The 26,407-nt window shown below is 64.0% G+C and carries 30 protein-coding genes and 2 pseudogenes; 13 read left to right on the forward strand and 19 right to left on the reverse strand.

The genetic code is table 11. From position 1 onward, the window contains the following. Positions 1-48: 48 nt before the first annotated feature. The 3 genes from B5V03_RS11435 to hslV are packed head-to-tail and all read right to left on the reverse strand — an operon-like array spanning position 49 to position 1,712. Positions 49-666: a DUF2585 domain-containing protein gene (locus B5V03_RS11435; protein ID WP_129270171.1), complete on the reverse strand. Its 618-nt coding sequence runs from the start codon at positions 664-666 to the stop codon at positions 49-51. Further along, a complete protein-coding gene (locus B5V03_RS11440; protein ID WP_129270173.1) occupies positions 663-1,148 on the reverse strand; it encodes a GNAT family N-acetyltransferase in 486 nt (161 codons plus the stop codon). The genes B5V03_RS11435 and B5V03_RS11440 overlap by 4 nt, the downstream gene beginning before the upstream one ends. 3 nt (positions 1,149-1,151) lie before the next feature. Continuing rightward, positions 1,152-1,712, reverse strand: coding sequence for an ATP-dependent protease subunit HslV (gene hslV / locus B5V03_RS11445; protein ID WP_129270175.1), 561 nt, complete (start codon positions 1,710-1,712; stop codon positions 1,152-1,154). A 186-nt stretch (positions 1,713-1,898) separates the two neighbouring features. Here hslV and hisB point away from each other — a divergent pair, with 186 nt between their 5' ends. The 8 genes from hisB (at position 1,899) to B5V03_RS11485 (ending at position 6,984) form a co-directional block, all read left to right on the forward strand. Then, complete coding sequence (gene hisB / locus B5V03_RS11450; RefSeq protein WP_129270177.1) at positions 1,899-2,492, forward strand: imidazoleglycerol-phosphate dehydratase HisB; 594 nt, start codon at positions 1,899-1,901, stop codon at positions 2,490-2,492. 57 nt (positions 2,493-2,549) lie between these two features. Next, on the forward strand, positions 2,550-3,080 hold the full coding sequence (locus tag B5V03_RS11455) for a DUF2628 domain-containing protein (protein WP_129270179.1): 531 nt from the start codon (positions 2,550-2,552) through the stop codon (positions 3,078-3,080). Beyond that, on the forward strand, positions 3,077-3,727 hold the full coding sequence (gene hisH, locus B5V03_RS11460) for an imidazole glycerol phosphate synthase subunit HisH (protein ID WP_129270181.1): 651 nt from the start codon (positions 3,077-3,079) through the stop codon (positions 3,725-3,727). The genes B5V03_RS11455 and hisH overlap by 4 nt, the downstream gene beginning before the upstream one ends. Further along, positions 3,724-4,461: a 1-(5-phosphoribosyl)-5-[(5-phosphoribosylamino)methylideneamino]imidazole-4-carboxamide isomerase gene (gene hisA, locus B5V03_RS11465; RefSeq protein ID WP_129270183.1), complete on the forward strand. Its 738-nt coding sequence runs from the start codon at positions 3,724-3,726 to the stop codon at positions 4,459-4,461. The genes hisH and hisA overlap by 4 nt, the downstream gene beginning before the upstream one ends. Before the next feature lie 10 nt (positions 4,462-4,471). After that, the gene (hisF, locus tag B5V03_RS11470) at positions 4,472-5,248 is read left to right on the forward strand and encodes an imidazole glycerol phosphate synthase subunit HisF (RefSeq protein ID WP_129270185.1); all 777 of its coding nucleotides are present in this window, start codon (positions 4,472-4,474) and stop codon (positions 5,246-5,248) included. A 90-nt stretch (positions 5,249-5,338) separates the two neighbouring features. Continuing rightward, positions 5,339-5,665, forward strand: coding sequence for a phosphoribosyl-ATP diphosphatase (locus B5V03_RS11475; RefSeq protein WP_129270187.1), 327 nt, complete (start codon positions 5,339-5,341; stop codon positions 5,663-5,665). Positions 5,666-5,686: 21 nt separating this feature from the next. Further along, positions 5,687-6,643, forward strand: a complete 957-nt coding sequence (coaA, locus tag B5V03_RS11480; protein WP_129270189.1) for a type I pantothenate kinase — start codon at positions 5,687-5,689, stop codon at positions 6,641-6,643. A gap of 101 nt (positions 6,644-6,744) precedes the next feature. After that, positions 6,745-6,984: a hypothetical protein gene (locus tag B5V03_RS11485; protein ID WP_129270191.1), complete on the forward strand. Its 240-nt coding sequence runs from the start codon at positions 6,745-6,747 to the stop codon at positions 6,982-6,984. A gap of 47 nt (positions 6,985-7,031) precedes the next feature. Here the strand turns inward: B5V03_RS11485 and B5V03_RS11490 are convergent, their stop codons facing one another. From B5V03_RS11490 to B5V03_RS11505, 4 genes and pseudogenes are all read right to left on the reverse strand, one after another. Next, positions 7,032-7,661 (reverse strand): histidine phosphatase family protein, encoded by a 630-nt coding sequence (locus B5V03_RS11490; protein ID WP_164988027.1) that lies wholly within the window; start codon positions 7,659-7,661, stop codon positions 7,032-7,034. 104 nt (positions 7,662-7,765) lie between these two features. Beyond that, complete coding sequence (locus B5V03_RS11495; RefSeq protein ID WP_164987937.1) at positions 7,766-9,991, reverse strand: ATP-binding protein; 2,226 nt, start codon at positions 9,989-9,991, stop codon at positions 7,766-7,768. A gap of 125 nt (positions 9,992-10,116) precedes the next feature. Beyond that, positions 10,117-10,590: a hypothetical protein gene (locus tag B5V03_RS11500; RefSeq protein WP_129270197.1), complete on the reverse strand. Its 474-nt coding sequence runs from the start codon at positions 10,588-10,590 to the stop codon at positions 10,117-10,119. A gap of 110 nt (positions 10,591-10,700) precedes the next feature. Beyond that, positions 10,701-11,519 (reverse strand): annotated as a pseudogene (locus B5V03_RS11505) (ATP-binding protein); the annotation flags it as partial. A gap of 145 nt (positions 11,520-11,664) precedes the next feature. On the opposite strand from B5V03_RS11505, the gene B5V03_RS11510 reads away from it, so the two are divergent. Continuing rightward, entirely contained in the window at positions 11,665-12,195 is a 531-nt protein-coding gene (locus tag B5V03_RS11510; RefSeq protein ID WP_129270201.1) for a hypothetical protein, read from the forward strand. Between the two features lie 242 nt (positions 12,196-12,437). Here the strand turns inward: B5V03_RS11510 and B5V03_RS11515 are convergent, their stop codons facing one another. After that, entirely contained in the window at positions 12,438-12,659 is a 222-nt protein-coding gene (locus B5V03_RS11515) for a helix-turn-helix domain-containing protein (protein ID WP_129270204.1), read from the reverse strand. A gap of 105 nt (positions 12,660-12,764) precedes the next feature. On the opposite strand from B5V03_RS11515, the gene B5V03_RS11520 reads away from it, so the two are divergent. Continuing rightward, positions 12,765-13,727, forward strand: a complete 963-nt coding sequence (locus B5V03_RS11520) for an IS1595 family transposase (RefSeq protein ID WP_164987938.1) — start codon at positions 12,765-12,767, stop codon at positions 13,725-13,727. Here the strand turns inward: B5V03_RS11520 and B5V03_RS11525 are convergent. From B5V03_RS11525 to B5V03_RS11535, 4 genes and pseudogenes are all read right to left on the reverse strand, one after another. Beyond that, positions 13,657-14,523 carry a hypothetical protein gene (locus B5V03_RS11525; RefSeq protein ID WP_129270208.1) on the reverse strand — a complete coding sequence of 289 codons (867 nt, stop codon included), beginning with the start codon at positions 14,521-14,523 and terminating at the stop codon, positions 13,657-13,659. The genes B5V03_RS11520 and B5V03_RS11525 overlap by 71 nt on opposite strands. 15 nt (positions 14,524-14,538) lie before the next feature. Continuing rightward, positions 14,539-14,718, reverse strand: coding sequence for a hypothetical protein (locus B5V03_RS11530; protein WP_129270210.1), 180 nt, complete (start codon positions 14,716-14,718; stop codon positions 14,539-14,541). A gap of 154 nt (positions 14,719-14,872) precedes the next feature. Further along, entirely contained in the window at positions 14,873-15,307 is a 435-nt protein-coding gene (locus B5V03_RS42265; RefSeq protein WP_433995330.1) for a hypothetical protein, read from the reverse strand. 114 nt (positions 15,308-15,421) lie between these two features. Then, positions 15,422-16,156, reverse strand: a pseudogene (locus B5V03_RS11535) (magnesium chelatase domain-containing protein); the annotation flags it as partial. A gap of 226 nt (positions 16,157-16,382) precedes the next feature. On the opposite strand from B5V03_RS11535, the gene B5V03_RS11540 reads away from it, so the two are divergent. Together B5V03_RS11540 and B5V03_RS11545 are read left to right on the forward strand one after the other, a co-directional pair. Beyond that, on the forward strand, positions 16,383-16,628 hold the full coding sequence (locus B5V03_RS11540) for a PilZ domain-containing protein (protein WP_129270212.1): 246 nt from the start codon (positions 16,383-16,385) through the stop codon (positions 16,626-16,628). Positions 16,629-16,767: 139 nt separating this feature from the next. Beyond that, positions 16,768-17,544 (forward strand): tetratricopeptide repeat protein, encoded by a 777-nt coding sequence (locus B5V03_RS11545; protein WP_129270214.1) that lies wholly within the window; start codon positions 16,768-16,770, stop codon positions 17,542-17,544. Positions 17,545-17,568: 24 nt separating this feature from the next. Here B5V03_RS11545 and B5V03_RS11550 read toward each other — a convergent pair whose 3' ends face one another. The 7 genes from B5V03_RS11550 to rsmI all read right to left on the reverse strand — a co-directional run bounded on the left by B5V03_RS11550 (position 17,569) and on the right by rsmI (position 24,780). Beyond that, the gene (locus tag B5V03_RS11550) at positions 17,569-18,858 is read right to left on the reverse strand and encodes an AAA family ATPase (protein WP_129270216.1); all 1,290 of its coding nucleotides are present in this window, start codon (positions 18,856-18,858) and stop codon (positions 17,569-17,571) included. Continuing rightward, the gene (locus B5V03_RS11555; protein ID WP_129270218.1) at positions 18,855-19,589 is read right to left on the reverse strand and encodes a CpaD family pilus assembly protein; all 735 of its coding nucleotides are present in this window, start codon (positions 19,587-19,589) and stop codon (positions 18,855-18,857) included. The genes B5V03_RS11550 and B5V03_RS11555 overlap by 4 nt, the downstream gene beginning before the upstream one ends. Positions 19,590-19,653: 64 nt before the next feature. Next, the gene (locus B5V03_RS11560) at positions 19,654-21,171 is read right to left on the reverse strand and encodes a type II and III secretion system protein family protein (RefSeq protein ID WP_129270220.1); all 1,518 of its coding nucleotides are present in this window, start codon (positions 21,169-21,171) and stop codon (positions 19,654-19,656) included. A 10-nt stretch (positions 21,172-21,181) separates the two neighbouring features. Further along, complete coding sequence (gene cpaB, locus B5V03_RS11565) at positions 21,182-22,009, reverse strand: Flp pilus assembly protein CpaB (protein WP_129270222.1); 828 nt, start codon at positions 22,007-22,009, stop codon at positions 21,182-21,184. A gap of 480 nt (positions 22,010-22,489) precedes the next feature. Next, positions 22,490-23,434, reverse strand: a complete 945-nt coding sequence (gshB, locus tag B5V03_RS11570; RefSeq protein ID WP_129270224.1) for a glutathione synthase — start codon at positions 23,432-23,434, stop codon at positions 22,490-22,492. Positions 23,435-23,444: 10 nt separating this feature from the next. Continuing rightward, positions 23,445-23,843 carry a YraN family protein gene (locus tag B5V03_RS11575; protein WP_129270226.1) on the reverse strand — a complete coding sequence of 133 codons (399 nt, stop codon included), beginning with the start codon at positions 23,841-23,843 and terminating at the stop codon, positions 23,445-23,447. Next, positions 23,830-24,780 carry a 16S rRNA (cytidine(1402)-2'-O)-methyltransferase gene (gene rsmI, locus B5V03_RS11580; RefSeq protein WP_129270228.1) on the reverse strand — a complete coding sequence of 317 codons (951 nt, stop codon included), beginning with the start codon at positions 24,778-24,780 and terminating at the stop codon, positions 23,830-23,832. The genes B5V03_RS11575 and rsmI overlap by 14 nt, the downstream gene beginning before the upstream one ends. Positions 24,781-25,123: 343 nt before the next feature. Between rsmI and B5V03_RS11585 the strand changes: the two genes are divergently transcribed. Further along, positions 25,124-26,377, forward strand: a complete 1,254-nt coding sequence (locus B5V03_RS11585; RefSeq protein WP_245502196.1) for a penicillin-binding protein activator — start codon at positions 25,124-25,126, stop codon at positions 26,375-26,377. The last annotated feature ends 30 nt before the right edge of the window (positions 26,378-26,407 follow it).

The raw sequence follows: 26,407 nt of genomic DNA on the forward strand, positions 1-26,407 counted from the left end.
CCTTAGCTAGGGTCAGATGCGGGCGGCGACAAGCTGCTTTTTTGGCTGTCAGATGATGGGCGGACCCGATTGCCATTGTTTCACGGCCTCGATCGGATGGATCAGCATCAAAATATTGAGCGTCAGATTGTCGCGAATATGGAGCGCGAGCATGATTTCGAAGGCGAGCCCGAGCAAGACTGTCACCGGGACTGGCAGCATGCGTGCGGCGAGGAAACCCAGCATCATGAACAGATTGTCAGAGACCGAGTTGACGATGCTGTCGCCGAAGTAATCCAGCGAGATCGTGCCGGCACGGTAGCGCTCGATGATGAACGGCGAATTCTCGACGATCTCCCAGGCGCCCTCGATCAGCATCGCGATGATCAGGCGGGCAGGCCAGGACAGTTGCAGGAAGGGCAGGCGCGCGAACAGCAGCCAGGTCAAGCCATAGAACAGGAAGCCGTGCAGGATATGCGAGAAGGTGTACCAGTCGGCGACGTGCTGCGAATTCTCCGAGCTGTTCACCACGCCATGCCAGAGCTTGACATAGCCGCAGGTGCAGATCGGCACGCGCCCCATCGCGAACAGGATCGCGGCCTGTAGCGCCAGCAGCAACAATGCGATGCCGGCCCAGGCGAGGGGCGGGAACGCGGCCCTGCTTTCATGCGTGGTCGTCAGCGTCATGGCTCGCGCACCATCAAGAGTGCCGGCCCGTCGGGCGTCTCGACCACGCGGTCGCGGACGAAGCCGGCCTTCTCATAGGCGCGCAGGGCGCGTGCATTCCGCGGATCGGGATCGGTGACCATGCGCGGCAGGCCGCTGCGAAACTGCTCATCGACAAACGCGCGGATGAACGTCGAACCGTGGCGGCGCCCGATCATGTCGCCTTCGCCGATGAACTGGTCGATCCCACGCGTGCCCTCCGGTTGCGGCCCAAGGCCCGTGTTCCAGGCGGTAAGCTTGTAGCATTGAAGATAGCCGAACGGCCGGTTGCCGGCCAACACGATGAACTGGTCCATCGCCGGTTCATCGAGATCGCCGCTGACGAGCGAAAACTGGTCGTCCGGATCGCCCCACCATTCCCGCACATGCGCTTCGCCCAGCCATCGCCGGATCAGCGGCAGGTCGGCCGTAGTCATTGGACGGAAGGTGTAGGCTGGCGCCATCGCCTACCCAGCCGTCAGCGTCTCAATCGTCAAATTCCGGTTGGTGTAGACGCAAATATCCGCGGCGATGTCGAGGGAGCGGCGGACGATGGTCTCGGCGTCCTTGTCGGTGTCGAGCAGCGCACGGGCCGCGGCCAGCGCGTAGTTGCCGCCGGAGCCGATCGCCATCACGCCCGACTCGGGCTCCAGCACGTCGCCGGTGCCTGTCAGGACCAGGGAGACGTCCTTGTCGGCCACGATCATCATGGCCTCCAACCGCCGCAGATAGCGGTCGGTGCGCCAGTCCTTAGCCAGCTCGACGGCTGCCCGGGTCAGCTGTCCCGGATACTGCTCGAGCTTGGCTTCCAGCCGCTCAAACAGGGTGAAGGCGTCGGCGGTGGCGCCGGCAAAGCCGCCGATGACGTCGCCCTTGCCGAGTTTCCGGACCTTTTTGGCGTTGGACTTGATCACGGTCTGGCCGATCGAGACCTGGCCGTCGCCGCCGACCACCACCTTGCCGTCCTTGCGGACCGTCAAGATCGTGGTGCCGTGCCAGCCCGGCGAGCTGTTTTGGGAGTCCTGCATGAAATACCTCGTTGTCCGGCCAGATTTAGGCGGTCAGAGGCTGGGGCACAACGGGCCGCTCCGGGCCCAATTTCGCTCACCATAGGCAGAAGTAGAGGCCCGGCCGGCCGTTCCCGCAGTAGCGAAGGCGTCATTTGGCTGTTAAAAGACCGGCGTTTTCGGCCCAAACCATAGCGAAAGCCTTCAATGCGCACCGCGACGATCAAGCGCAAGACCAAGGAAACCGACATCGAGGTCACCGTGAACCTCGACGGCACCGGCGTGGCCAATATTGCGACCGGCATCGGCTTTTTCGACCATATGCTCGATCTCCTCGCCCGCCATTCCCGCATCGACCTCTCGGTCAAGGCGGTTGGCGACCTGCACATTGATCATCACCATACCACCGAAGACACCGGCATCGCGCTCGGCCAGGCGGTCAAGCAGGCGCTCGGCAACATGGCGGGCATCACCCGCTATGCCGGCGTGCACATGCCCATGGACGAGACGCTGTCGCGCGTGGTCATCGACATCTCGGGCCGCCCGTTCCTGGTGTTCAAGGCCGACTTCCCCCGCGACAAGATCGGTGAGTTCGATACCGAGCTGGTCCGCGAGTGGTTCCAGGCCTTTGCCATGAATGCCGGCGTGACTCTCCACGTCGAGACCCTATATGGCGATAACAGCCACCATATCGCCGAGTCCTGCTTCAAGGGTCTGGCACGGGCGCTGCGCACGGCCGTCGCGATCGATCCGAAGGCTGTGGGCGAAATCCCGTCCACCAAGGGCTCGCTCGGCGGCTGACCTCTCGGCCGACGGCACGCGCCGTCTATCACTGAATTCAGAGAACGGGGCATCACCATGCCTGTCTACACAGTCCATGCTCCCTCTCCTGCCGGAGCCGATCTGCGCGCGACCGACAAGTTCGTGTTCGTGCGCGACGGCTTCCATTTCTGGGCGATGGTGTTCGGGCCGTTCTGGCTGCTCTGGAACAGGCTTTGGCTGGCGCTGATCGGCTGGGTGGTTGTCCTGGCTGCGTTCGACGCCGGGCTGTCCAGTCTCGGCGTCGGCCGCAGCGCGATCTTCTTTGCCAACACCATCGTCGCGCTGCTGATGGGCTTCGAAGCATCGAGCCTGCGCCGCTGGACCCTGTCGCGCGGCAAATGGCGCCAGCTCGACGTCGTGATTGCCGACGACGAGGACACCGCCGAGCGCCGTTTCTTCGAGCGCTGGAGCCAGAAACAGCGCGGCATCGTCAACGATCAATGGGCCGTCGATCGCGGCGGCCCGCCGCCGACCCGCGGTGTGCCGGGTCAGCAATTCTCGAACCCGCCGCCAATTCCGGCCGGCGGCATCATTGGATTATTTCCAGAACCGGGAGGGTCAAGATGAGCGTCGCCATCATCGATTACGGTTCCGGGAATCTGCATTCCGCCGCAAAAGCCTTCGAGCGCGCGGCGCGCAGCCTTGAGAATCCGCAAAAGGTCTTCGTCACCAGCGATCCGGACCGGGCGTATGAAGCCGACCGTCTGGTGCTGCCGGGCGTCGGCGCGTTCGCCGATTGCCGGCGCGGGCTCGATGCGGTCAACGGCATGGTCGAGGCGATCACCGAAGCGGTGCGCGTCAAGGCGCGGCCCTTCTTCGGCATCTGCGTCGGCATGCAGCTGATGGCGAGCCGCGGCAAGGAGCACGTCATCACCGAAGGCCTGAACTGGATCGGCGGCGACGTCGAGAAGATCACGCCGCGAGACGAGAGCCTGAAGATCCCGCACATGGGCTGGAACACGCTCGAGGTGCTGCGTGAGCATCCGGTGCTGGAACGGCTGCCGCTCGGCCCCAAGGGCCAGCACGCCTATTTCGTGCACTCCTATCACCTCAACGCCGCCAACGAGGCGGACGTGCTCGCGCGCGCCGATTACGGCGGACCTGTCACGGCGATTGTCGCCAGGGACACCGCCATTGGCACGCAGTTTCACCCCGAGAAGAGCCAGCGCTTTGGCCTGGCCCTGATCTCGAACTTTTTGCGATGGAAACCGTGATTCTCTTTCCCGCGATCGACCTCAAGAACGGCCAGTGCGTGCGCCTCGAGCAAGGCGACATGGCGCGCGCGACCGTGTTCAACCTCAATCCAGCTGCCCAAGCGCAGAGCTTTGTCGAGCAGGGCTTTGAGTATCTCCATGTCGTCGATCTCGACGGTGCCTTTGCCGGCAAGCCGGTGAATGCGCAGGCCGTCGAGGCGATGCTGAAGACGATCAGGATCCCGGTGCAGCTCGGCGGCGGCATTCGCGATCTCGCGACCGTCGAAGCCTGGCTCGAGAAGGGCATCACCCGCGTCATCATCGGCACCGCCGCGGTGCGCGATCCGGAGCTGGTGAAGGCGGCTGCGAAAAAATTCCCCGGCCGCGTCGCGGTCGGGCTGGACGCACGCGACGGCAAGGTCGCGGTCGAAGGCTGGGCCGAGACCTCACAGGTGACGGTGCTGGAGATCGCGCAACGTTTCGAGGATGCCGGCGTTGCCGCCATCATCTTCACCGACATCGCGCGCGACGGCCTGCTCAAGGGCCTGAACCTGGATGCGACCATCGCGCTGGCCGACGCCATCTCCATTCCGGTGATCGCGTCCGGCGGCCTCGCCTCGATCGAGGACGTCAAGGCGATGTTGACGCCGCGCGCCAAAAAGCTCGCCGGCGCGATCGCCGGCCGTGCGCTCTATGACGGCCGGCTCGATCCCGCCGAAGCCCTGACTTTGATCCGCAACGCGCGCGCCGCCTAGGAGACGTCACATGTTCAAGGTGCGCGTGATCCCCTGCCTCGACGTCAAGGACGGCCGCGTCGTCAAGGGCGTCAACTTCGTCGATCTCAGGGATGCCGGTGATCCCGTCGAGGCCGCGATCGCCTATGACGCGGCCGGCGCCGACGAGTTGACATTCCTCGACATCACCGCGACCCATGAGAATCGCGGCATCATGCTGGACGTGGTTCGGCGCACGGCGGAGGCCTGCTTCATGCCGGTGACAGTCGGCGGCGGCGTGCGTGAGGTCAACGACATCAAGACGCTGCTGCGCGCCGGCGCCGACAAGGTCTCGATCAACAGCGCCGCGGTGTCGCGGCGCGAGTTCGTCAAGGAAGCGGCCGAGAAATTCGGCGAGCAGTGCGTGGTGGTCGCGATCGACGCCAAGCGGGTCAAGCGCGCGGGCGGCGGCGAGCGCTGGGAGATTTTTACCCATGGCGGTCGAAACTCCACCGGCATCGACGCCATCGAATACGCCCAAGAGGTCGTCTCGCTCGGTGCCGGCGAAATCCTGCTCACCTCGATGGATCGCGACGGGACAAGGCAGGGCTTTGACATCCCGCTGACCCGGGCGATTGCCGACAGCGTTCCTGTTCCCGTGATCGCCTCGGGCGGCGTCGGCAATCTCGATCATCTCGTTGACGGCATTCGCGACGGGCATGCCACCGCCGTGCTGGCCGCCTCGATCTTCCATTTCGGGGAATTCACCATCCGCGAGGCCAAGGAGCACATGTCCCGGCGGGGCTTGCCCATGCGCCTGGATGCCTGACGACTCCTGCTCATAAAAATGCTACACAGGCCGTACGGGGAATGGCCTCCGTGGCCAAGTTTATTGCCAAGTGTGTTTCCGGGTAGTCCGATGTCGCGTTTCACGATCCACGATCTGGCCGAGACCATCGATGCCCGCGCCGCGGCCGGGGGCGAAGGCTCCTATACCCGCAAGCTCCTGGACAAGGGCGCCGAGCATTGCGCCAAGAAGTTCGGTGAGGAAGCAGTCGAAACCGTCATCGCAGCAGTCGAAAACGATCGCGCGCATCTGATCGCCGAGGGCGCCGATCTGCTCTATCATTTCCTTGTGCTGCTCAAGGCCCGCGGCGTAAAGCTGGAAGAGGTCGAGGCCGCGCTGGACAAGCGGACGAACATGTCAGGGTTGGAAGAGAAGGCGTCGCGCAAAAGCGGCAACTAGCCGAGGTGGAGAAGTCGCGTCATGGATATCCGCGCACCCGAGCAGCAATATAATCCCTACCGCGTCTATACGCGCGAGGACTGGGCGCGACTCCGCGACGATACGCCGATGACGCTGGAGCCGGGTGAGTTCGACCGGCTGCGTTCGCTGCACGACCGCCTCGACTTGCAGGAGGTCGAGGACATCTATTTGCCGCTGTCGCGCCTGCTGTCGATCTATGTCGATGCGATGCAGCGCCTGTACTACGCGGAGCGCCAGTTCCTCAATATCCGCGACCGCAAGATGCCCTACATAATCGGCGTCGCCGGCTCCGTCGCGGTCGGAAAGTCCACCACGGCCCGCGTGCTCCAGGCGCTCTTGGCACGCTGGTCGCCGCGCCCGAAGGTCGAACTGATCACCACCGACGGATTTCTCTATCCCAACGCGGTGCTCGATCGGCAGGGCATCATGCAGAAGAAGGGCTTTCCCGAGAGCTACGATCTGCCGCTGCTGCTGAGTTTCCTGTCCGACATCAAGGCCGGACGCCGCCACGTGCGCGCGCCGGTCTATTCGCATTTGACCTATGACATCGTGCCGAACCAGTGGGCCGAGATCGACCAGCCCGACATCCTGATCGTCGAGGGCGTCAACGTGCTGCAGACCGGCAAGCTGCCGCGCGACGGCAAGGCGGTGCCCGTGGTCTCCGACTTCTTCGACTTCTCGGTCTATATCGATGCCGACGAAGCGGCGCTGCGGCGGTGGTACATCAAGCGCTTCCTGGCACTGCGCGACACCGCGTTCACCAACCCAAAGTCCTACTTCAACCGCTACGCGCTGTTGTCGGACGAGGAGGCCACCGCGACCGCAATCGCGATCTGGGAACGCACCAACCTCGCCAATCTCGAGGACAACATCCTGCCGACCCGCCCCCGCGCGACGCTGATCTTGAAAAAGGGCCCCGACCACGTGGTGGAGAGCGTGGCGCTCAGGCGGCTGTAGACGCGCCGGCACGTGGGCTTCGCAAAATTTCGGGCTGAGTGTCTTTTGTTGCAGACCGACAAGGGGTATTCGATTATGGCTTCGAAAACGCGAGGGACTCCATGGTTGATCGTCTCAGAAGCGCTGCGGAACAACTCGAAGCGCCCACATGCCCGGACTGCCATATCGAGATGAAATGGTACCGATCGGAACTGCTGGCGGACGAGCCCACCCCGATCATCGCGCATCTTTTCGTGTGCCCGCATTGCAAGCGCGCAGCCCAGGCAGACACCGTATTCAAGGGCACCATGGGGTCGCCGGATAGGCTCTCTGCGCCGCGTTTTCTCGCTCACGCCGCGTAGCCGGCAAAGCCGCCGGACGGCACATTCCGGCCGGACGCATGGGTCGTTTACTTGCTGGCCTTGGCGATCCAATCCGCAGGCTTGATGCGCCCAGCAAAGATGGCGGGCCCGGGGTTGTTGGCCCGGTAAACGAAAGCCTCGCCTTCCTGCACGTCGCCGGCGTCCTTGCCAAAGGCATCGGCGATGTTCGTCTTGTGGGTGACCAGAAACGTGTTGGTGCCTGCCTGCGGAGATGCATCGACGAACTGACGCACGGCCTGTCCAGCCTTTGCATTCGCACCCGCCGGGTTTGCCATTCCCGATGCGCTGGCATTGCTGCTGTCCGTCAACGCATCGACCGGCTTGACCTCGCGGCCGGACATCAGCTTGCCGGCCTCGATCGCGCGGTTCAGCCGGCTGGTGTAGACATCGCCGATCGGGATCGCGAGCTCCTTGAGCGCCGCCCCGATCTGGCGGGCGATGTCCCTGCCCTTTTCACTCAGCTGACGCTGCGCGCTCATGTCGTCGAACCTGAAAGGGTAGACATCCTTTTGGCTGTCATCGGTGGCGGTGTGCCGAAAGACCAGCACGTAGCCGCCCTGCTTGAGCGACGAGATGAGTTCCGGCGTATCGGCCGCGGCGGCCCGGGAGAGGCCAGCGAGAAGGACAATGATTGCGAGGCGGAAAAGCAAACGCATGCGCAAAATCCTCTATGCAAATGCCCCAGAGGATGGTGGCGCGCCGTGCAGTCGATTTCAATTGCAGATTGCCGGTCGAGATCAGGTTCCCGTGAAATGCTGGATCAGACGGCCGGATGCCGTGACGCCGCCAGCCCGGCAAGTGCCTCTTCCAGCTTGTCGCGATCGAGCGGCTTGATCAAGAACCCGTTCATGCCGGCTTCGAAGCAGGCGTAGCGATCCTCCACCAGCGTATTGGCGGTGAGCGCGAGGATTGGCGTGTGGTGGCCGCCGATGGCGGCCTCGTGGGCGCGGATGCGTTTTGTCGCTTCGATGCCGTCGAGCTGCGGCATCTGGATGTCCATCAGCACGAGATCATAGGGCGTGCCGGCCGATGAAGCGGCAAGCCACGATTCCAGCGCGGCCTCGCCATGGACGGCGATGACGACGCGGTGGCCGAGCTTTGTCAGCAGCGAGCGCATCAACAGCGCGTTGATCTCGTTGTCTTCAGCGACAAGGATCGAGAGCCCTTTTGCTGGCGCTGCGCGCGTGGATTCGGCCGGCGGCTCCGGCGCGAGCTCGGGCGAGGCGACCTCTGGTGTCAGCGCCAGGCGCGCGGCGAGCGAGGCCGCGCGCAGCGGCTTGATCAGGAAGCCGGTGAAGGCCGCTGAGAGCTTGTCATGGCGCGAGCTCGACGTCAGCAGCACCAGCCGTTGCAGCGCATGCGCGCGAGCCGCTTCGCCCAGCCGGTCGGTAATGGCAGGACCGATCGAGCGATCGACCAAGACCGCGTGCCATGAGCGTTCCGGCAGCAGCGCCTCTGCCACGGCAACATCGGTCACCAGGCAGGTCTGGCCGCCCCAGCGCTCCAGGCGCCGCGCGATCAGCGAGGCCTCGATGCCCTCGGCGATCAGCAGGATCGACTTGCCCGAGAGGTCAGGGCTCGGGAACGCCGTCTGACCTCTGCCTGTTTGCGATGGCGCGAGCGGCACTGCGACCTCGAAGGTCGAGCCCTTGCCCGGCTCACTCGTGAGCGTGATGCGGCCGCCCATGCGCTTGACGATGCGCTCGCTGATGGCAAGCCCAAGCCCGGTGCCGCCATAGGTGCGTGCGACGCGCTCGTCGGCCTGCTCGAATTCACGGAAGATGCGCTGCTGCGCGTCGGCTGCGATGCCGATGCCGGTGTCGCGGACCAGAAAGCTGATTTCGTTCGGCCAGATGCCGGGCTCGACGATCAGCGCGACGCCGCCGCTCGCGGTGAATTTTATCGCGTTGCTTGCGAGGTTGAGCAGCACCTGGCGCAGCCTCGCGGCATCGCCGACGACTTCGAGCGGCAGGCGCTCGTCGACATAGGCGGCAATTTCCAGCTGCTTGGCCTGCGCGCGCGGCGCCAACAGCTCGGTGATCTCCTCGATCAGGGTCGAGAGCGCGAAGGGGCGTTGCTCGAGATCGAGCTTGCCGGCCTCGATCTTGGAATAGTCGAGCAGCTCCTCGATCAGCGCCATCAGCGCCTCGCCGGAGGTTTTCACTGCGCGGGCGTAGGTCGTCTGCTCCGGCGTCAGCGTGGTGTCGAGCAGGAGCCCGCCCATGCCGATGATGCCGTTCAGCGGCGTGCGGATCTCGTGCGAGGCCATCGCGAGGAAACGCGATTTGGCGCGGTTGGCGGCGTCGGCCTGGTCGCGTGCGTCGGACAGCGCACGTTCGGTCTCGGTGCGGTCGGTGACGTCGCGCCCGACGCTCTGCAACTCGGCCGCCTGGCCGGCGTCAAGGCGGACATAGCCCTCGCGCCAGGCGATCCAGCGCGCGCCGAGTGGTGTGGTGATCCTCTGGTCGTGAATGCGTGTGCCGTTGCTCTCGCGGGCGCTGTCGCCCTGCTCCAGCACGTCGAAGTCAAAGCGCGTGCCGACCAGCGCGCCACGTTCCTGTCCGGCAAGCGCGCAATAGGCGTCATTGGCAAAGGTGATGCGGCCCTGATGGTCACGCAGCACGATGAGATCGCCCTGTTGTTCAAAGAGGCTGCGGGCGCGTTCTTCCGCTTCCTTCAGCTCCCAATTGCGGTCGATCAGCGCCTCGTTGTGCGCGGCGAGCGCGCGCATCCGCTTGTTGACGAAGCGCAGCCGCATGCTGAGCGTGGCGAGGCCAAGGCAGGCGAGCGCGAACAGGAAGCTGGCGCCGATCGCGAAGGTGTTGGGGTCGTAGCCGGAGTTCTCGGAGCGACTGCCGGAGACGAAACCATAGGCGCCGCCAAAGGTCGCCGAGAAGATCATGAAGGAGCGGATGGCGAAGGCGATGCGCGGATGCTGTCGCCTGAAGCGGCGCATGCGCACCTTGATCCGGAACGTCCGATCCATCGTCACCGACCCCGACTCTTGTCCGAAATCCCGCCACCGCCGGGTGCGACGATGTCTTGCCGACCTTGCGAACAGCTTGAGGCTTTGGGGCGGCCTCCAAACGGGGTTAGCGAGGTGTTAACGCCTTAAAGCGAGGCGGCCTGGAGCGGGAGCGGGCGTTGGCCGCCATGGGCACCGACGATCAGGGCTGCGGCCTCGCGCTGCGAAAAGGTCTTCGAGCGCACATAGATGCGGTAATCGGCCGGACCGTCGTTGGAAAGATAGATCACCGGACCGCCATCGACGGGTTGCGCCGCGATCGTAATCAGGCGGTTCGCCGGATGGGCCTCGCAGGAGTCCGTCTCGGAGCCGAGACCGTCATCCACGACCGTGAAGTCGGCTTCGTTGGCATCTTCGGTGATCCGGACCCGCACCGTGGCCCGCGACGGATCGTCGGTGAAGGCGACATGGACGCCGGCGGTCCAGAACAGGGACGTCAGCTCGACCGAGATGTCGCCAACGGCGATGCAGGGATGCGAGACCGATCCGACCTCGGCGCGGGCGAATATCGCGGCGGCCAACAGGGGAACGGCCGAAGCCAGGATCTTGAAACGCAACATGACACGCTACTCGCCAGGCCCTGTGTGAAACTCGCACGGGAACTCTTTGGGCCTTATGGTTTGCAGAGCGTAAAGGAAACTCGTTACCGCCGGGTTGATGCGCGGAATGATCATGCCATCTGGCGCACATCCTCCGCGAGTGCGCGGTAGGACAGCGCTTCGGCGAGATGCAGCCGGCCGATCTTGTCGGCGCTATCAAGGTCGGCCAGCGTGCGCGCCACCCGCAGCACGCGGTGATAGCCGCGCGCCGACAGCCGCATCGTCTCGGCGGCATCGCGCAGCAGTTTTTGGCCCTGCGCGTCCGGCTTGGCGATCTCTTCCAGCACCGATGCGGGCGCCTCGGCATTGGTGCGGACATGCGGCATGCCCGCACCGGCGTAACGCGCAAGCTGGATATCGCGCGCCGCCGCCACCCGTGCCGCGACTTCGGCAGAGCCTTCCGCCGGCGGCGGCAGGATCAGATCGGCTGCGGTCACCGCGGGAACCTCGATGCGCAGATCGATGCGGTCCATCAGCGGACCGGAGATGCGCGCCTGATAGTCGCCGGTGCAGCGATCAATGCGGCCGCGCTTGCAGGCATAGCCGGGCTCGAACGCATTGCCGCAGCGGCAGGGATTCATCGCCGCGACCAGCATGAAGCGCGCCGGATAGGTCACGCGATGATTGGCGCGCGACACCGCGACCTCGCCGTTCTCGAGCGGCTGGCGCAGCGAATCCAGCACGCGCGGATCGAACTCCGGGAGCTCGTCGAGGAATAGCACGCCCTGATGCGCGAGCGAGATCTCGCCGGGCTTTGCCCGCATGCCGCCGCCGGTGAGCGCGGCCATGCTGGCGGAATGATGCGGGCTGCGGAACGGCCGCTGTGCCGTCAGCGCGCCGCCTTTGATTTCGCCCGCGACGGACGCGATCATCGAGACTTCGAGCAATTCCGGCATTAGGTAGCAAACTCACCAAATGGGTCAGACTAACTGACCAATGACTGGCCTCAGTAGCCTTGAGGCCAGTCAGGAAATTTTCGTGAACAAACCACCCCACTTGCCCCCAATGGGCTTGCACGTATGGACCCACTCAGATATGTACACTCTCGCCATGACAGTCACAGTTAGAAAGCCTCTCGATTTTCGCGATATCCGCACCGACATCCGGGCGCGGATTAGATCGCTTGAAGATACATCCCAGCGCCAACAGGCCGAATTCGTGAAAGCGCAGGAGAAGGCCGCTGCTGAGCATCGGCAGATAATGGAGGGGTTTAAAAGCGCTATCGATAGCTACAAGCGCATGCTCGACTTGGAGGAGGCGATGGCCTCCCACAATATGCTCGACACTCGGGATAAAGGCGGCCCGGCCCAGACCGAGGTCAAGATCCCGGTCCCTGTTGCACTCCCGCCGCTAGCCGATTTTTTTGTGAGCAAGCTTGCTCAAAACGGCCCGCTCACGAAGGAAGAACTCCGGGAGGCCGCTCAAGCGGTTGGTTATTTCGGTGAAGCAGGCGGCGGCGGCCGTGCGACTCACGCCACACTTGAGAACATCAAACGCAGCAAGCGCGTCGTTCTTGGCGACGACGGCAAATTCCACGCGAGCGAGATGGAGAAGGCGTTGCTATGAATCAAAAGAGCGCCTGAGAGGGCGCTCTTTCAATGAGTTTGGGGGTGCACAGTGCAGGGGCAAGGTTGTCCAGCCACGTCCCCGGCGGGTGCAAGTCCCGCTACCTCCACCGATTGGCCCCTTCCATAAGGGCCGACCGTCCTGCTCCCTTCCACCGGAGTACGGACGACTTCCAGACTACCCACGCGGCCAAGAGGTCCAAGCCTTGGTCGCGTGTTCCTATGTGCCGCATAGAATCACAGCTAGCGCGGCGCGACAATCCCTAGCTGCTTATCGTCGTCAACGAATGCGATACCACCAGTTTCCAGTGCAGCTTTCATTGCCGCTAGATTATTTCGAGTCGGCTCCCGTCTGCCTGCCTCAAAGTCCCGCACCGTCGAAACGCCCACGTTCGCGCTTTTTGCAAGCGCGTCTTGAGGCCAATTTAGCCATGCTCGCGCGGCTCGACACTGTTCCGGGGTCATTCACGCAATATGATGACCGAAACGAATTTCGTCAAGATCATCGATTTTCGTTGACGCCATTACTTTCAACGCTTATCACTGAGGTCAACGGAAACCGTTGGTCTCATGTCGCAACACTTCCTTCTCACGGCAAAGGCGAGGTCGCTAAGTTTAGCGAAAGTCGCCCGTTTGTCGGACGAGGAAGCCTATCAGACCTTCAAGCTGATCCGTTGGGCCTCGACTGAGGGCGAGCCGGTTTGCCCCCGCTGCGGCTGCGTCGCTACCTATACCTACGCGACCCGCAAGCTGTTCAAGTGCAAGGGCTGCAATCACCAATTCAGCGTCACGTCGGGCACGATCTTCGCCAGCCGCAAGCTGCCGATCCGCGACTACCTCTTGGCCATCGCGATCTTCGTCAACGGCGCAAAGGGCCATGCCGCGCTTCAACTGAGCCGCGACCTGGATTGCCAGTACAAGACCGCGTTCGTGATGGCTCACAAAATCCGCGAAGCGATGGCCTCAGAAGCCAACGGCGCGACCGTGAGCGGCACCGTGGAAGTTGACGGCGCATACTTTGGTGGCCACGTCCGCCCGGCCAATAACAAGGCCAATCGCCGCGACCGTCGCTTGGTGCAGAACCAGACCGGCAAGCGCCGCGTGGTGGTCATCATGCGCGAGCGCGGCGGCCGGACGCTGCCCTTTGTGTTCAAGTCGGAAGATGCTTCGGTTGTGACCATTGCTCGCACCGTGCAGCCCGGCAGCACCGTTCACGCTGACGAAGCTGCCCATTGGGACGCTCTACATGCGCGCTTCCTGACGAAGCGGATCAATCACAGCGAGGCTTATTCGGATGGCGAGGCTTGCACCAATCAGGCGGAGTCGTTTTTCTCGCGCCTGCGTCGGGCTGAGATCGGCATTCACCACCATATCGCAGGCCCGTACTTGGCGGCCTATGCCAGTGAAATGGCTTGGCGCGAAAATAACAGCCGGATCAGCAACGGTGAGCAATATTTGATGGCTACTGACGCGGCCCTTCAGCATCCGGTTTCGCGGCAGTGGAAGGGTTATTGGCAGAGATCGTGGCGGTAATTCGCTTCAGTTTCTTTATAGCTTCTCTACGAGCCCTGATGGCCTCTTGCAGCGCTTTATTGCCTTCATCGGTGGTCTTAATCGTCTGCACGCTCGGATCAAAGAGGATATTCGCAATATTACTACTGTCGATCATCAAGTAGTCCCAAACGCGGCGCTGGGCAGTCGCACCGCGAAAAATGTCGAGTTGTTTCCCTGTACTAAGCTCGGCATCCCCGAAATTCATGTAGTAACGGGCGCAATCTTTGAGGATGACGTAAGACAGCTTCCCATCCTCTTGCAGCATGAAATGATGCAATCTGCCTCGGTACATGAGGACCTTGTTGTCCTCGGTGGTCGTGGTCATGACATAGACTGTGGTGATGCCACGGCGTCTATCCCGGTCGATCAGATCGTATGCCCACTTATGCTTCACCAGGAAGCGGAGCGGGCCTGTGACGACTCCGATAGCAACGATTACCCCGAGCCCAATCCCGCAGCCGGTAGCTGCGACCAAGTAAAGCGCAATCGGCAATAGTTTGCTGGTGACGCGCTTCACCATCTCGACGTGAGAGACGCTGTCGTATTCAGCTAAAGGCGCTAGAAACGCGCTCAATCGAAACCCAAATGCGCCAAGGCAAGTCAAAAGCGCGATATGGATTAGGAGCGATACAAGGGTAGCGAGCGCTATTTCGCTGACTGCACCACTGCGGATGATTTCCCGCGAGAAGCGCTCGTAGGTCGCGACGCCGATGAAAAAGAAGATGCCAGGAAACAGGAGCGCGACAAGTACTGCGGTGGTCCAAATCGCAGACATGGACCACCCAACGCCTTAGGCCGCCTGCGGCTCCGCAATGTGACTCAGGATGTACTGGACAACATCCTTCAAGTCAGCTTCGCCATCGGGGCCAGTGGCGCTTGCCCGAATCGCATCTTCAACAAGGCGAGCGTCGCCGTTCGCGATTTCCACCAGCCGGTCAAAAAGTTCCGAACTTTTCATGGTGACAGGCATAGTACTCTCCCAAGGGCCCGATCAACCCCGGCCGGACCCGATTTGTTCCAATGAATCATCGCACAGCGTGATTCCGCCCGCAAGCTACTATGACTAGTGCGATCAAGCCGATATCGCAAAATATGGTTAACGTGGCTTATACCGCTAGGGGCCGCTACCGGGCGATTTGCCACAGCATGTACTGCCCCGGCCCCTGTTCGCAGCGGACAAGGCCGTTTTCCCGCTGGGTACGAAGCGCAAGCCCGACCCGCTTAGACATGATCCGCAAGAGCCGCTGATCGCTCTTGTCCAAGGCTCGCTCCACCAGCAACTGCAAGGCGACATCGCGGCTGGTAAGCGGCTCGGCAGCCTGCCGCAAAATGCTCAGCACGATCCGGGACATCTCGCCGCGATTGCTCCAATCCTTGGGCGGCCGGAAGGCCTTGGCCTTGATGGACTCCACCCGGTAGCTCGGATCAAATTGTAGGATCGTGGCGTCTAGGCTCTCCAAGTCCAAGACCATCTTCCGAAGTGACTCATGGGCGGCCTCGATATCGCCCGCCAACTGCGCCCGACGCTTTACGAGTCCGGCTAGGACAAATTCATTCATGCCACCTCCGAAAACGGCACCATTAACCCCGTGGTTAAAGGACCGTTTTTCATCGGAGAATCTAGGATTACCGCCAGCCTTGCCGCCAGCCGTGCTAAGGTGAGTTTGCTACCTAATGCCGAGCAATTCGCCCGGCGACAGCGGCGGCAGGATCGAGGGCAGGCGCGCCGCCAGCATCGACTTGCCGGCGCCGGGAGCACCGATCATCAAGAGATGATGTCCGCCGGCCGCGGCAATCTCGAGCGCGCGCTTGGCGCTTTCCTGGCCTTTGATGTCGCGCAGGTCGAGCAGCGAGGCCGTGGCTTCATGCACTTTCGGCGTCGGCCGCGACAGCACTTGCGTGCCCTTGAAGTGGTTGGCGATCTGGATCAGCGAGTGTGCGGCGATGATCTGGATGTCAGGGCTCGCCCATGCCGCCTCCGAGCCGCAGGACGCCGGACAGATCAATCCTTCCTCGCGCACATTGGCACCGATCGCGGCAGGCAGAACGCCCGCGACCGGCGCGATCGAGCCGTCGAGGCCGAGCTCGCCAAGCACCGTAAAACCGGTCAGCGCATCCGGCGGTATAGCGCCGATCGCCGCCATCAGTCCGAGCGCGATCGGCAGGTCGTAATGGCTGCCCTCCTTGGGCAGATCGGCGGGTGCCAGATTGACGATGATCCGCCGCGCCGGCAGCGCGAGGCCCGAGGCAATCAGCGCCGAGCGGACGCGCTCGCGCGCCTCCGACACCGCCTTGTCCGGGAGACCTACGATGGCAAAGGCCGGCAGGCCAGGCGCGACCTGCACCTGCACGTCGACCGCGCGGGCCTCGATCCCCTCAAAGGCGACGGTAGAAACCCGTTGAACCATGCCCGAACCAGCCTGCCCTGTCGTACAATTAGGGGTAGCAGAACGCGGGCCAAGCCGCAAGAACAATACAGGAACGATCCGAGGGGCCGTGCAAGCCCTAACCAGTCGTAAACAGGGAGCAAACACTACGCCTCGAATGCGAGCGGCTCTCCTCAGCACATCCCAACGAATGTTCGCTACTCCTAGGGTGCGGGATGGGCCGTGGTCTAACGGGTGAACAATTCAAATGCTTGCAAATCGCCGGAAGAGCGAACGTCGGATGTGCACCCGGCTTGCCAAGATTCATTTTGGCGCGGGCTCGCTGCCGCGGGATTGCACGATCACGGATATCTCGGATGGCGGCGTGAAGGTCGTGGCGGAGTTTCTGGAAGTGCCGCCGCAGTTCACCATCATCTTCGCGCCCGACTATTCCCGCCAATGCCGCCTGCGCTGGCGCATCGGCTGCGAATTCGGTGCTGAATTCACCGATTGAACGAGCATAATCCGGAAAAGTGTGAAGCGGTTTTCCGGTAAGATTATGCTCAAACAATAGATCCTGAGCGTCCGCGTCCTTAACGGGACTTTAGCGTTAATCGGTAAGCATCCCTGATCAGTTGCCGGGTGATCAGAGTATGTCCAAGCGTTCGTCCCTCGCCTCTCCCGCGGCGAGATTCCTGTTTCCCGCGCTCCTGGTGCTCGTCCTCGGCGGCTGCCAGACCGTGAGCCTCGACGATGTGACGGGCGCGCTCGGCGGCAAATCGGAAACCGCTGTTAAGGCTGACAGCAGGCCCGACATGGACGGTTTACGCGAGCGCTACCGCGCCAAGCCGAGCGATCCCAACATCGCGCTCGAATACGGCAAGGCGTTGCGCGAGACCGGCCAGCGCGGCCAGGCAGTCGCGGTGATGGAGCAGGCCGTGCTCGCCCATCCCAGCAACAAGACGTTGCTCGCCGGCTACGGCCGCGCGCTCGCCGACAACGGCAATTTCCAGCAGGCTTTCGATGTGCTGAGCCGCGCGCATACGCCTGAGGATCCCGATTGGCGCATCTTGTCGGCGCAGGGCGCGGCGCTCGACCAGCTCGGCCGCAACGAGGATGCGCAGCAATATTACGCCTCGGCGCTGAAGATCGTGCCGGATGAGCCGCAGGTCCTGTCCAATCTCGGCCTGTCCTACGTGCTCCAGAACAATCTGCCGCGGGCCGAGGAAACGATGCGCCGCGCCTATGAGCGCAATCCCAACGATTCCCGCGTGCGCGGCAATCTTGCGCTGGTGGTGGGGCTGCAAGGCAAGCAGGCCGAGGCCGAGACCATCGTGAAGGGCGATCTGCCGCCGGATCAGGCCGCGGCCAAGGTCACAGCGCTGCGCCAGCTGCTGACGAAGAAGCAGCAGCAGCGGGCGGACAAATAGTCCGCCTTCCTCGTTTTGTTGTGGTTACGACGCCTTGCGATGCGGGGCGGATGGACGACCCGCCCGGCCCTTCAGCTTCTTCAGGAGCGGTCCAAGCAACGAGCGCTTCGGCTTCTTCACCTCGCCGCGCCCGGCGAGGCGGTTCGCCATGTTCTGGAACAGCTCGGTGGTGCGGTGGCTCCTGGAGACCTCCGCGATCATCTGGCCGTTATTGGCCGCGGTCGAGAACAGTTTTGAGTCGAACGGGATCACCGCGAGCGCCTGGCTCTCCATGGTCTTGGCGAACGACTTGACGTCGATTTCAGCCCGCTTGTGCATGCCGACTTGGTTGATGCAGTACAGTGGCGGTCGGTCGTTCGGCCGCGCTGTCTTGAGCACGGTCAGCATGTTCTTGGTGTTGCGCAGGTTCGCGAGATCGGGCTCGGCCACGATCACGATGTCGTCGGCATTGACCAGCGCGCGGCGCGTCCAGCCCGACCATTGGTGGGGCACGTCGAGCACGATGCAGGGTGTGGTCATGCGCAGCGTGTCGAAGATCGCATCAAAGGCTTCGGCGCCGAAATCGTAGACGCGGTCAAGGGTGGCAGGTGCAGCAAGCAGGCTGAGGCGCTCGGTGCATTTGGAGAGCAGGCGCTCCATCAGCGCCGTATCCGGGCGGTCCTGCGACAGCACTGCATTGGCGATGCCCTGAGCGGGATCCTGGTTGTAGTCGAGGCCCGCGGTGCCGAAGGCGAGGTCGAGATCGATCACGACGGAATCGAGCGCGAGGTCGCGCGCAATGGTCCAGGCCAAATTGTGCGCGACAGTGGATGCGCCGACGCCGCCCTTGGCGCCGACCACCGCGATGACGCGGCCGGTGATGATGGTCTCAGAAGCCGAGAACAGACTGCAGATCGAGCGGACCACGTCGAGGGTTTCGACCGGTCCGACCACGTAGTCGTTGACGCCGCGGCGGACCAGCTCGCGATAGGGCGCGGTGTCGTTGGGATTGCCGATCACCACCACGCGGGTGCCGGGATCGCAGACGCCGGCGAGATCGTCGAGGCCCTCGAGGATGTCGCGCGTGCCGTCGGATTCGATCACGATCACGTTTGGCGTCGGCATCGTGTCATAGACTTCGATGGCCGCGGCAAGGCCGCCGCTCCTGGCGGTGAGATGTGCCTTGGCGAGACGGCGATCCTGCCCGGCCGCGGTCACCGCGGCGAGCGTCTGCTCGGTCTCGCAAAACGCCTGCACGGAGATGCGAGGAACCGGCGCAATGTGTTCCTCGGGGTGCCGCGGGTCGTCCGCTTCCTCGTCGTTGTCGCCTGTCATTTGCCTGTTTCGCTGAGTTTGGCCTTGTCGGCGTCGGGATTGGGCGTGGAGATCGGCGTGCCCTTGCGATAGCGGTCGAAGGCGATGTCGCGCCGCGCGGTATAGACCGGTGTTTCCGCACGCGGCTGCTCAAGGTCGGCGGGATTGTCGATCATCGCCGCGAGATTGCGCTGGGTGGCGCAGCCGAGATTGAAGTACGGCCGGTTCTCGTTGTAGCCGGGGTCGAGGATCGACGGACCGACGTCTTCCGGCCAAAGCCCGCAGGGGCCCGCGACCGCGGCGATCCGCGAGTAGCTGAGGCGGATGGTCGGCAGCAGGGCGGGATCCTCGGGACGGTAGGGGTGCCGCACGATCGCACGCGACGGCACGCCGCCGGCGGCAAGCACGGAACGGATGTCCTGATAGGTTGCGGACGCGGCGCGCGAATTCGCGGTGTCGACGGGCACGTCGACGACGACGGAGCCGGTGCCTTCGCGCGCCCAGTCCCGGGCGATGCCCTCGACGTCAGCGTGCTGCGCGGACGAGAGGCCGCCGCGCGCCTTGCCGACGAAGATCACGATCGACTTCTTGGCGTCCTGCACCGCAATCGGATGACGCTGGCGATAGTCGGTCGGCACCGTCTGGGTGACGATCTCGCCGGTGGTGTTGCACGCGCCCAGCATGACGGAGAGGCCCGTCAGCGCCAGCGCCACGCTTAAGTTGCGACGTCGATCGCCTGTCGTCTTCGTCATCGCGTGATCCCCTCTTGCCCCATGCCTTGCCCTATGTCCTGCCCCGGTCCCCAAACCGTCGGCCTCAGTCGATGATGAAGCCGAAATCGCCGGGCGAGCCGCTGATCGGATCGGCGCGGCGGGCGATGCCATAGAGACGGTTCATGCGGCCGAGCAGCGCCGTCTGCGCGTCCGAGGCCGGCGCGAAGCCGTCGTCGGGCCGCGACAATTCCTTCTGGGCGACCGCGCGCACCACATAGGGCGTCACGATCACCATCAGCTCGGTCTCGTTGTTGACGAAGTCCTGGCTGCGGAACAGCGCGCCGAGGATCGGCACCTGGTCGACACCGGGCAGGCCGTTGACCGCCTGCTTGGTCTGCTGCTGGATCAGGCCGGCCATCGCCATCGAGCCGCCCGAGGGAATCTCCAGCGTGGTCTCGGCGCGGCGGGTCTGGACCGACGGGATGGTGATGGAGCTCGTCGAGGACGAGGACAGCGCCTGCGTCACCGTGATGGCGTTCTGGTTCGACAGCTCGGAGACTTCCGTCATCACCCGCAGGCTGATCCGGCCTTCGCTGAGCACGACCGGCGTGAAGTTCAGCGAGATGCCGAATTTCTTGTAGGTGATCTGGGTGGTACAGACATGCGTGACCGGATCGCAGGAATAGCCTGCGGGAATCGGGAATTCGCCGCCCGCGATGAAGGTCGCGGATTCGCCCGAGATTGCCGTCAGGCTCGGTTCGGCCAGCGTGCGCATCACGCCGGCGGTTTCCATCGCGCGCATCGTGGCGTTGACGGTGGCCACGCCCTTGGCGAGGCCGGTGACGCCAAGCCCGTTGCCGCTGACCAGCGGTCCGCCGCTGACCGAGAACGGGTTGGAATTGTTGAAATTCACCACTGCGGTGCCGGCGTTCAGGCTGGCGCTGAGATCGACGCCGAGCTGCTTGACGATGTCGCGGCGGACTTCGCCGACGACGACCTTGAGCATCACCTGGTCGCGGCCGCGCACGACGATGTTGTTGACGACCTTGTCGGAGCCGCCGACGAGCTTTGCGGCGACGTCGCCGGCCTGCTGGGCCTCGACCGGGCTCGACACCGAGCCGGTCAGCATCACGCTGTCGCCGACGCCTTCGATCTGCACACCCGGCAGTGACGAGCGCAGCGCGGCCCGCATGCCGTTGAGGTCGCGCTTCACCGCGATGTCGTAGGCGGCGACCTGCTGGCCGTCGGCAGAGAAGAACACGACGTTGGTTTGGCCGACCTGGCCGCCGATGATATAGGCGCGCTGGGCCGAGCGGATCACCGCGTTGGCGATCTTGGGATCGGCCACCAGCACGTCCTTGACCTCGCGCGGCAGGTCGATGACGACGGATTTGCCCACGCCAAGCGAGAGAAAACGCGTCTTCGCCGACGCGATCGATCCGACCGACGAGATGCCGAGATCCGGCGCCTGCATCGGCGCCTGGTCGCCGACCGGCGCATCTGCAGCGCTGACCATGCGAGGCGCTGCAAGCAGCCCCAGCATCAGCATTGTCCCCGTCCAGAACGAGCGCGCGCGCTTCCCCCGAATGCGCATGCCCGTCCGATCATCCCCGTAGTTCATGCTGTCCCCATCACTTCTGTGACGTCAGTTGCCGTGCCTGCACCCCGTAGCGGATCACGTTGACCCCGCCGGCGGGACGCTTGATCGCCTGGTCATCGACCGAACCGTCGAGTGCGTTGGCGTCGACGAGGCTTCGCAGCGCAAGCTGGAGCGTGCCGCCCTGGCGCGAGGCCGCGAGGGTCGCGATCTGGTCCGGCTTGAGCTCGAGCGTGACGGTCTTGCCGACCACGGCGTTCTGGCCGTCTTTTTCCTTCGGCGCCTGATCGATCGCGAGCACGCGGATGTTGGTCAGGATGACCTCGGAAATGATGAGGTCGTTGCCGCCGGTCGGACCATTGTTGTTCGCGCCATCGGGGTTCTTCAGGCGGCGGGTCAGGACGATGTCGACACGGTCGTTCGGCAGGATGAAGCCGCCGGCGGCGGTCTCGGCTGAAATCTCGGTGGAAACGGCGCGCATGCCTGCGGGCAGGATCGCGGCCATGAAGCCGGAGCCCTCGGCCCTGACCAGCTTCTGCTCGCGGATCGGTTCGCCCTGCATCAACGGCACGCGCGCGATCGAACCGGCGATCTGGGTCTGCGCTTCAGGCCTGTTGTCGCGGCGGATGAAGGCGCTGCTGGCGGTCGCAGCCGGCCAGGACTGCCATTGCAGATCGTCGGGCTTCACGGCCTGACCGAGCTGGATGTCGTTCTTCGCGACCAGAACCTCGACCGTCGGCAGCTTCTCGGCGACGGGGAGGACGGCGGGCAAGGGTGCGTTCTGGTAGCCGCTCGCCAGATACGCAGCGACGCCGCCGGCGCCGAGCGCGATGACGAGAACGATAATGCGTGCGGTGTTCATACGCTTCTACTCTTACGCGGGGTACTCGAACCGCACGTGGCGGGTTCCCCATGTCGATGAGTAGGCCAGTAAAAGTATAAGGGGTGTTGCGAGGCCGAGTGTGATGGCCAGTGATGATGCGTGTTCTGGGCAGATGGTGAACGTCGCGTTATCCGGTCGGCCAGTGGCTCCGTAGAATCACGCAAGGTGGCTCGTGCATTCGAATGACGCGCACGGCGTCATAGTGAATGGGTGGTTAGTGGGGGGCGAGGCTCGTAATCACTGCGCTACTGCGGTGCGCCACGCCGATACTCATGACCCGTCATCCTGAGGTGCGAGTGGCGCGATGCAAAGCGTCGCGCCGGAGCCTCGAAGGATGAGCGGCCGGGATGCAGCAACACGCAGCAACAGTTCGGCCGTCGCCCTTCGAGGGCCGCTGAAGAAGCGGCCACTTCAGGGTGACGGTGATGGATTGAGAATCCGGGCTACGAAAAACGAGCCCTACTTCGCCCGCTTCTGCTCGATCGCGTCCCAGACCTTCGCAGCAACATCAGGGCCGCCGAGCTTTGCAATCGCGCGGATGCCCGTCGGCGAGGTCACGTTGATCTCGGTGAGGTTGCCGTTGATGACGTCGATGCCGACGAACAGCAGGCCGCGCTCGCGCAGCGCCGGGCCGACGGTGGCGCAGATCTCGCGCTCGCGCGGGGTGAGCTCGGTCTCCTTGGCCGCGCCGCCGCGCACCATGTTGGAGCGGAGATCGTCCGCGGCCGGCACGCGGTTGACCGCGCCGGCGAACTCGCCATTGACCAGGATGATGCGCTTGTCGCCGAGCTTCACCTCGGGAATGAACTGCTGGATCACCCAGGCTTCCTTGAACGTCACCGAGAACATGTCGAACAGCGAGCCGAAATTCATGTCCTGCGGCATCACGCGGAACACCGCGGCGCCGCCATGGCCGTGCAGCGGTTTCATCACGACGGCGCCGTGCTTGTCGCGAAACGCGTTGATCTCGTCGAGGTCGCGCGAGATCAGCGTCGGCGGCATCAGCTGCGGAAAATTCATCACGAACAGCTTTTCCGGCGCATTGCGCACCGAGGCCGGATCGTTGACCACCAGCGTCTTCGGGTGAATGCGCTCGAGCAGATGCGTCGAGGTGATGTAGGCGAGGTCGAACGGCGGATCCTGGCGCAGCAGCACCACGTCAAAGCCGTTCAGCGCCTCGCGCCTGGGCTCGCCGAGGGTGAAGTGATTGCCGGGCTCGTCGCGCACGGTCAGCAGCTGGACAGGCGCGACGATTTCCTCGCCGACCATCGAGAGCTTGTCGGGCGTGTAATAAGACAGTCCATGGCCGCGCTTCTGCGCCTCCAGGAGCAGCGCAAAGGTGGAATCGCCTTTGATGTTGATGCGGGCGATGGGGTCCATCTGGACGGCGACGTTTAGTTTCATGGTCTGCCTTTCAGGTCGAGGCGTCGAATGCCGCCAACACATGGCGCGGAAGTGAGCGCGGCGCAATCAGCATGGCGTCGAATCGCAACTCGAATTCGGCATGCTCGGGATGCGCTACGAGCCAGCCTTGCGCAGCATTGATGATGCGCTGCTGCTGGCGCGGCGTCACGGCATAGGCGGCATCATCGAGGCTGGCGCGGGCCTTGACCTCGACGAAGGCGATCAAATTGCGCCGGCGCGCGACGAGGTCGATCTCGCCATGCGGGGTGCGGTAGCGTTTGGCGAGGATGCGATAGCCCTTGGCCATCAGATACGCCGCGGCGCGGCTTTCGGCCGAGATGCCGGTGCGGAACGCGGCGACGCGCTCGGGCGAGGCTATCTTCGGTTCCGCGCCCTCAGTCTTCGCCATCGCCGCCCCTTAAGTCCTTGGCGAGTTCGAGCGCGCGGGCATAGACCTCGCGGCGCGGCCGGCCCGACAACGCAACCGCATGCGCGACGGCATCCTTGACGCTGTGCGCGGCAAGCTGCTCACGCAGCAGATCGTCCAGTGCATCCGATGTCAGCACCTCGGCGTCGGCCGCCGGCGGAGCGATCACCAGCACGAACTCGCCGCGCGTTTCCAGTGCATCGGCGTCGCGCGCCAGCTCGTTCAGTGTCGCGCGTGAAATCTCCTCGTGCAGCTTAGTCAGCTCACGGCAGATTGCGGCCTCGCGCGTGCCCATGATCTCGGCGAGCTCGGCGAGCGTATCCTGCACCCGGTTGCCGGAGTCGAACATCACCAGCGTCGCGTCGATGCGCGCGAGCTCGGTGAGGCGCGATTTTCGCGCGGCGGATTTTGACGGCAAAAAGCCTTCGAAGAAGAAGCGGTCGGTCGGGAGCGCCGCGACCGACAAGGCCGCCAGCACCGAGGACGGGCCGGGCAACGCGTAGACCGCGTGGCCGGCGGCGCAGACCTCGCGCACCAGCTTGAAGCCGGGATCGGAGATCAGGGGCGTGCCAGCGTCCGACACCAGCGCGACCGAGCCGCCTGCCGCAAGCGCCTCCAGGATCTTTGGCCGGGCGGCCTCGGCATTGTGCTCGTGATATTGCTTGAGCTGCGCAGAGATGTCGTAGCGTTCGGTCAGGCGCCGCGTGATGCGGGTGTCCTCGCAGGCGATGACATCGACCCCGGCTAGCGTTTGGAGCGCCCGCAGCGTGATGTCGCCGAGATTGCCGATGGGGGTCGCGACCAAATGCAGCCCCGGCGCCGCCTTCGGCGCGGTGAGCCGATGGGCGTCGATGGAGAAACCGCGCGAGGCGGGATCCGTAGCTTCAGGTGTATTTATCGGGGCCGGCTTTGCGCGCATAATGAATCGAACTTAGGCATGATCCCAGGGGCTGGGAACCAGCCCCTGGAAAAAGATCATGCCTGGGTAAGGGGTGAGGAGGACTGGAAAGTGATCCATGCGGCATCACATTCCAGAGGGAATGAAGCGTCAGCGCCATATTCGCGGCGGAAACGCCGCCTTGATGCTTTGTGACGGACGGTGGACAGCTAGCCAGGATTTGAGGGGAGACCGCGTTAAGCGGTTATTATCCTTTTGTTTTAGTTAACTATTTGCCGGCAATATGCCTGAATCCGCGGCTTGTGTCGTGGGCAAAGAGTGTTGTGTGACCGGCTGGCGACCGCCGGTCAGAAGAGAAGCTGCTATGCCGGGCCCGCGTGATCCCAGATCTGCCTCTTCGGAGGAGTCCCCCGTTCAGGGGCCCCTGATATCGGGGGCGACCCGGCGGAGCGCGCTCGGCCTGCTGCTCGGCACGCCCCTGTTGTCGGCCTGCGCCGGCGTGCAGCAGAGCCTCAGCCAGTTCTCCAATCCGTTCAGCAGCTCCTCCCCGTCCCCGGCCCAGCCGGCAGGTCCCCCGCAGCAGGCCACGACCGCCGGCACCGGCGGGGTCAAGGTCGCCGTGATCTTGCCGCTCTCGGCCTCGGGCAACGCCGGCCTCGCTGCGCAGTCGATGCGCAACGCCGCAGAGATGGCGCTGGCCGAGTTCCAGAATCCCAACATCCAGCTCCTGATCAAGGACGACAACGGCAGCCCGCAAGGCGCGCAAGCGGGCGCACAGCAGGCGGTCGACGAAGGCGCCGAGATCATTCTGGGGCCGCTGTTCGCGCAATCGGTGCCTGCGGTGGCGCAGGTCGCGCGTACGCGCAGCATCTCGGTGATTGCGTTCTCGACCGATTCCAGCATCGCCGGCCGCGGCGTCTATCTGCTCTCTTTCCTGCCGGAGTCCGACGTCAATCGCATCGTCGAATATTCCGCCAGTATCGGAAAGCGCTCCGTCGCCGTGCTCGTGCCTGATAACGCCTATGGCAATGTCGTCGAAGCCGCGGTGAAGGCGGCGGTGCCGCGGCGTGGCGGACGCATCGTCGCGTTCGAGAAATACGGCGCCGATCGCGCCACGCCTGCGCGCACCGTGGCGCAGCAGCTCGGCGGCGCGGATGCGTTGTTCATTGCCGATGACGGCGATGCCGTGGTTGCGGTGGCCGATGCGATGACGGCGGCGGGCGCGAACCTGCGCAACATCCAGCTGCTCGGCACCGGCCTGTGGGACAGCCCGCGCGTCTATGCCAGCCAGAATCTGCAAGGCGGTCTCTACGCCGCGCCCGATCCGGCCGGCTTCCGCGCGTTCTCCGGCCGCTATCGCACCAAGTATGGCGCCGATCCGATCCGCACCGCAACGCTCGCCTATGACGCCGTCGCCCTCGTCGCCGCGCTGGCGCGCACGCAGGGCCCGACACGCTTCTCGCCCGACGTGCTCACCAATCCCTCCGGCTTCGCCGGCATCGACGGCCTGTTCCGCTTCCGCGCGGATGGCACCAACGAGCGCGGGCTTGCGGTGATGAAGGTGACGACCGGCGGCGGTGTTGCGGTCGCGGGCTCGCCGAAGAGTTTTGGGGCGTAGCGAGGTGGACTCCCTCGCCCCGCTTGCGGG

Source organism: Bradyrhizobium betae (genome assembly GCF_004123905.1).
GTDB lineage: Bacteria > Pseudomonadota > Alphaproteobacteria > Rhizobiales > Xanthobacteraceae > Bradyrhizobium > Bradyrhizobium betae_A.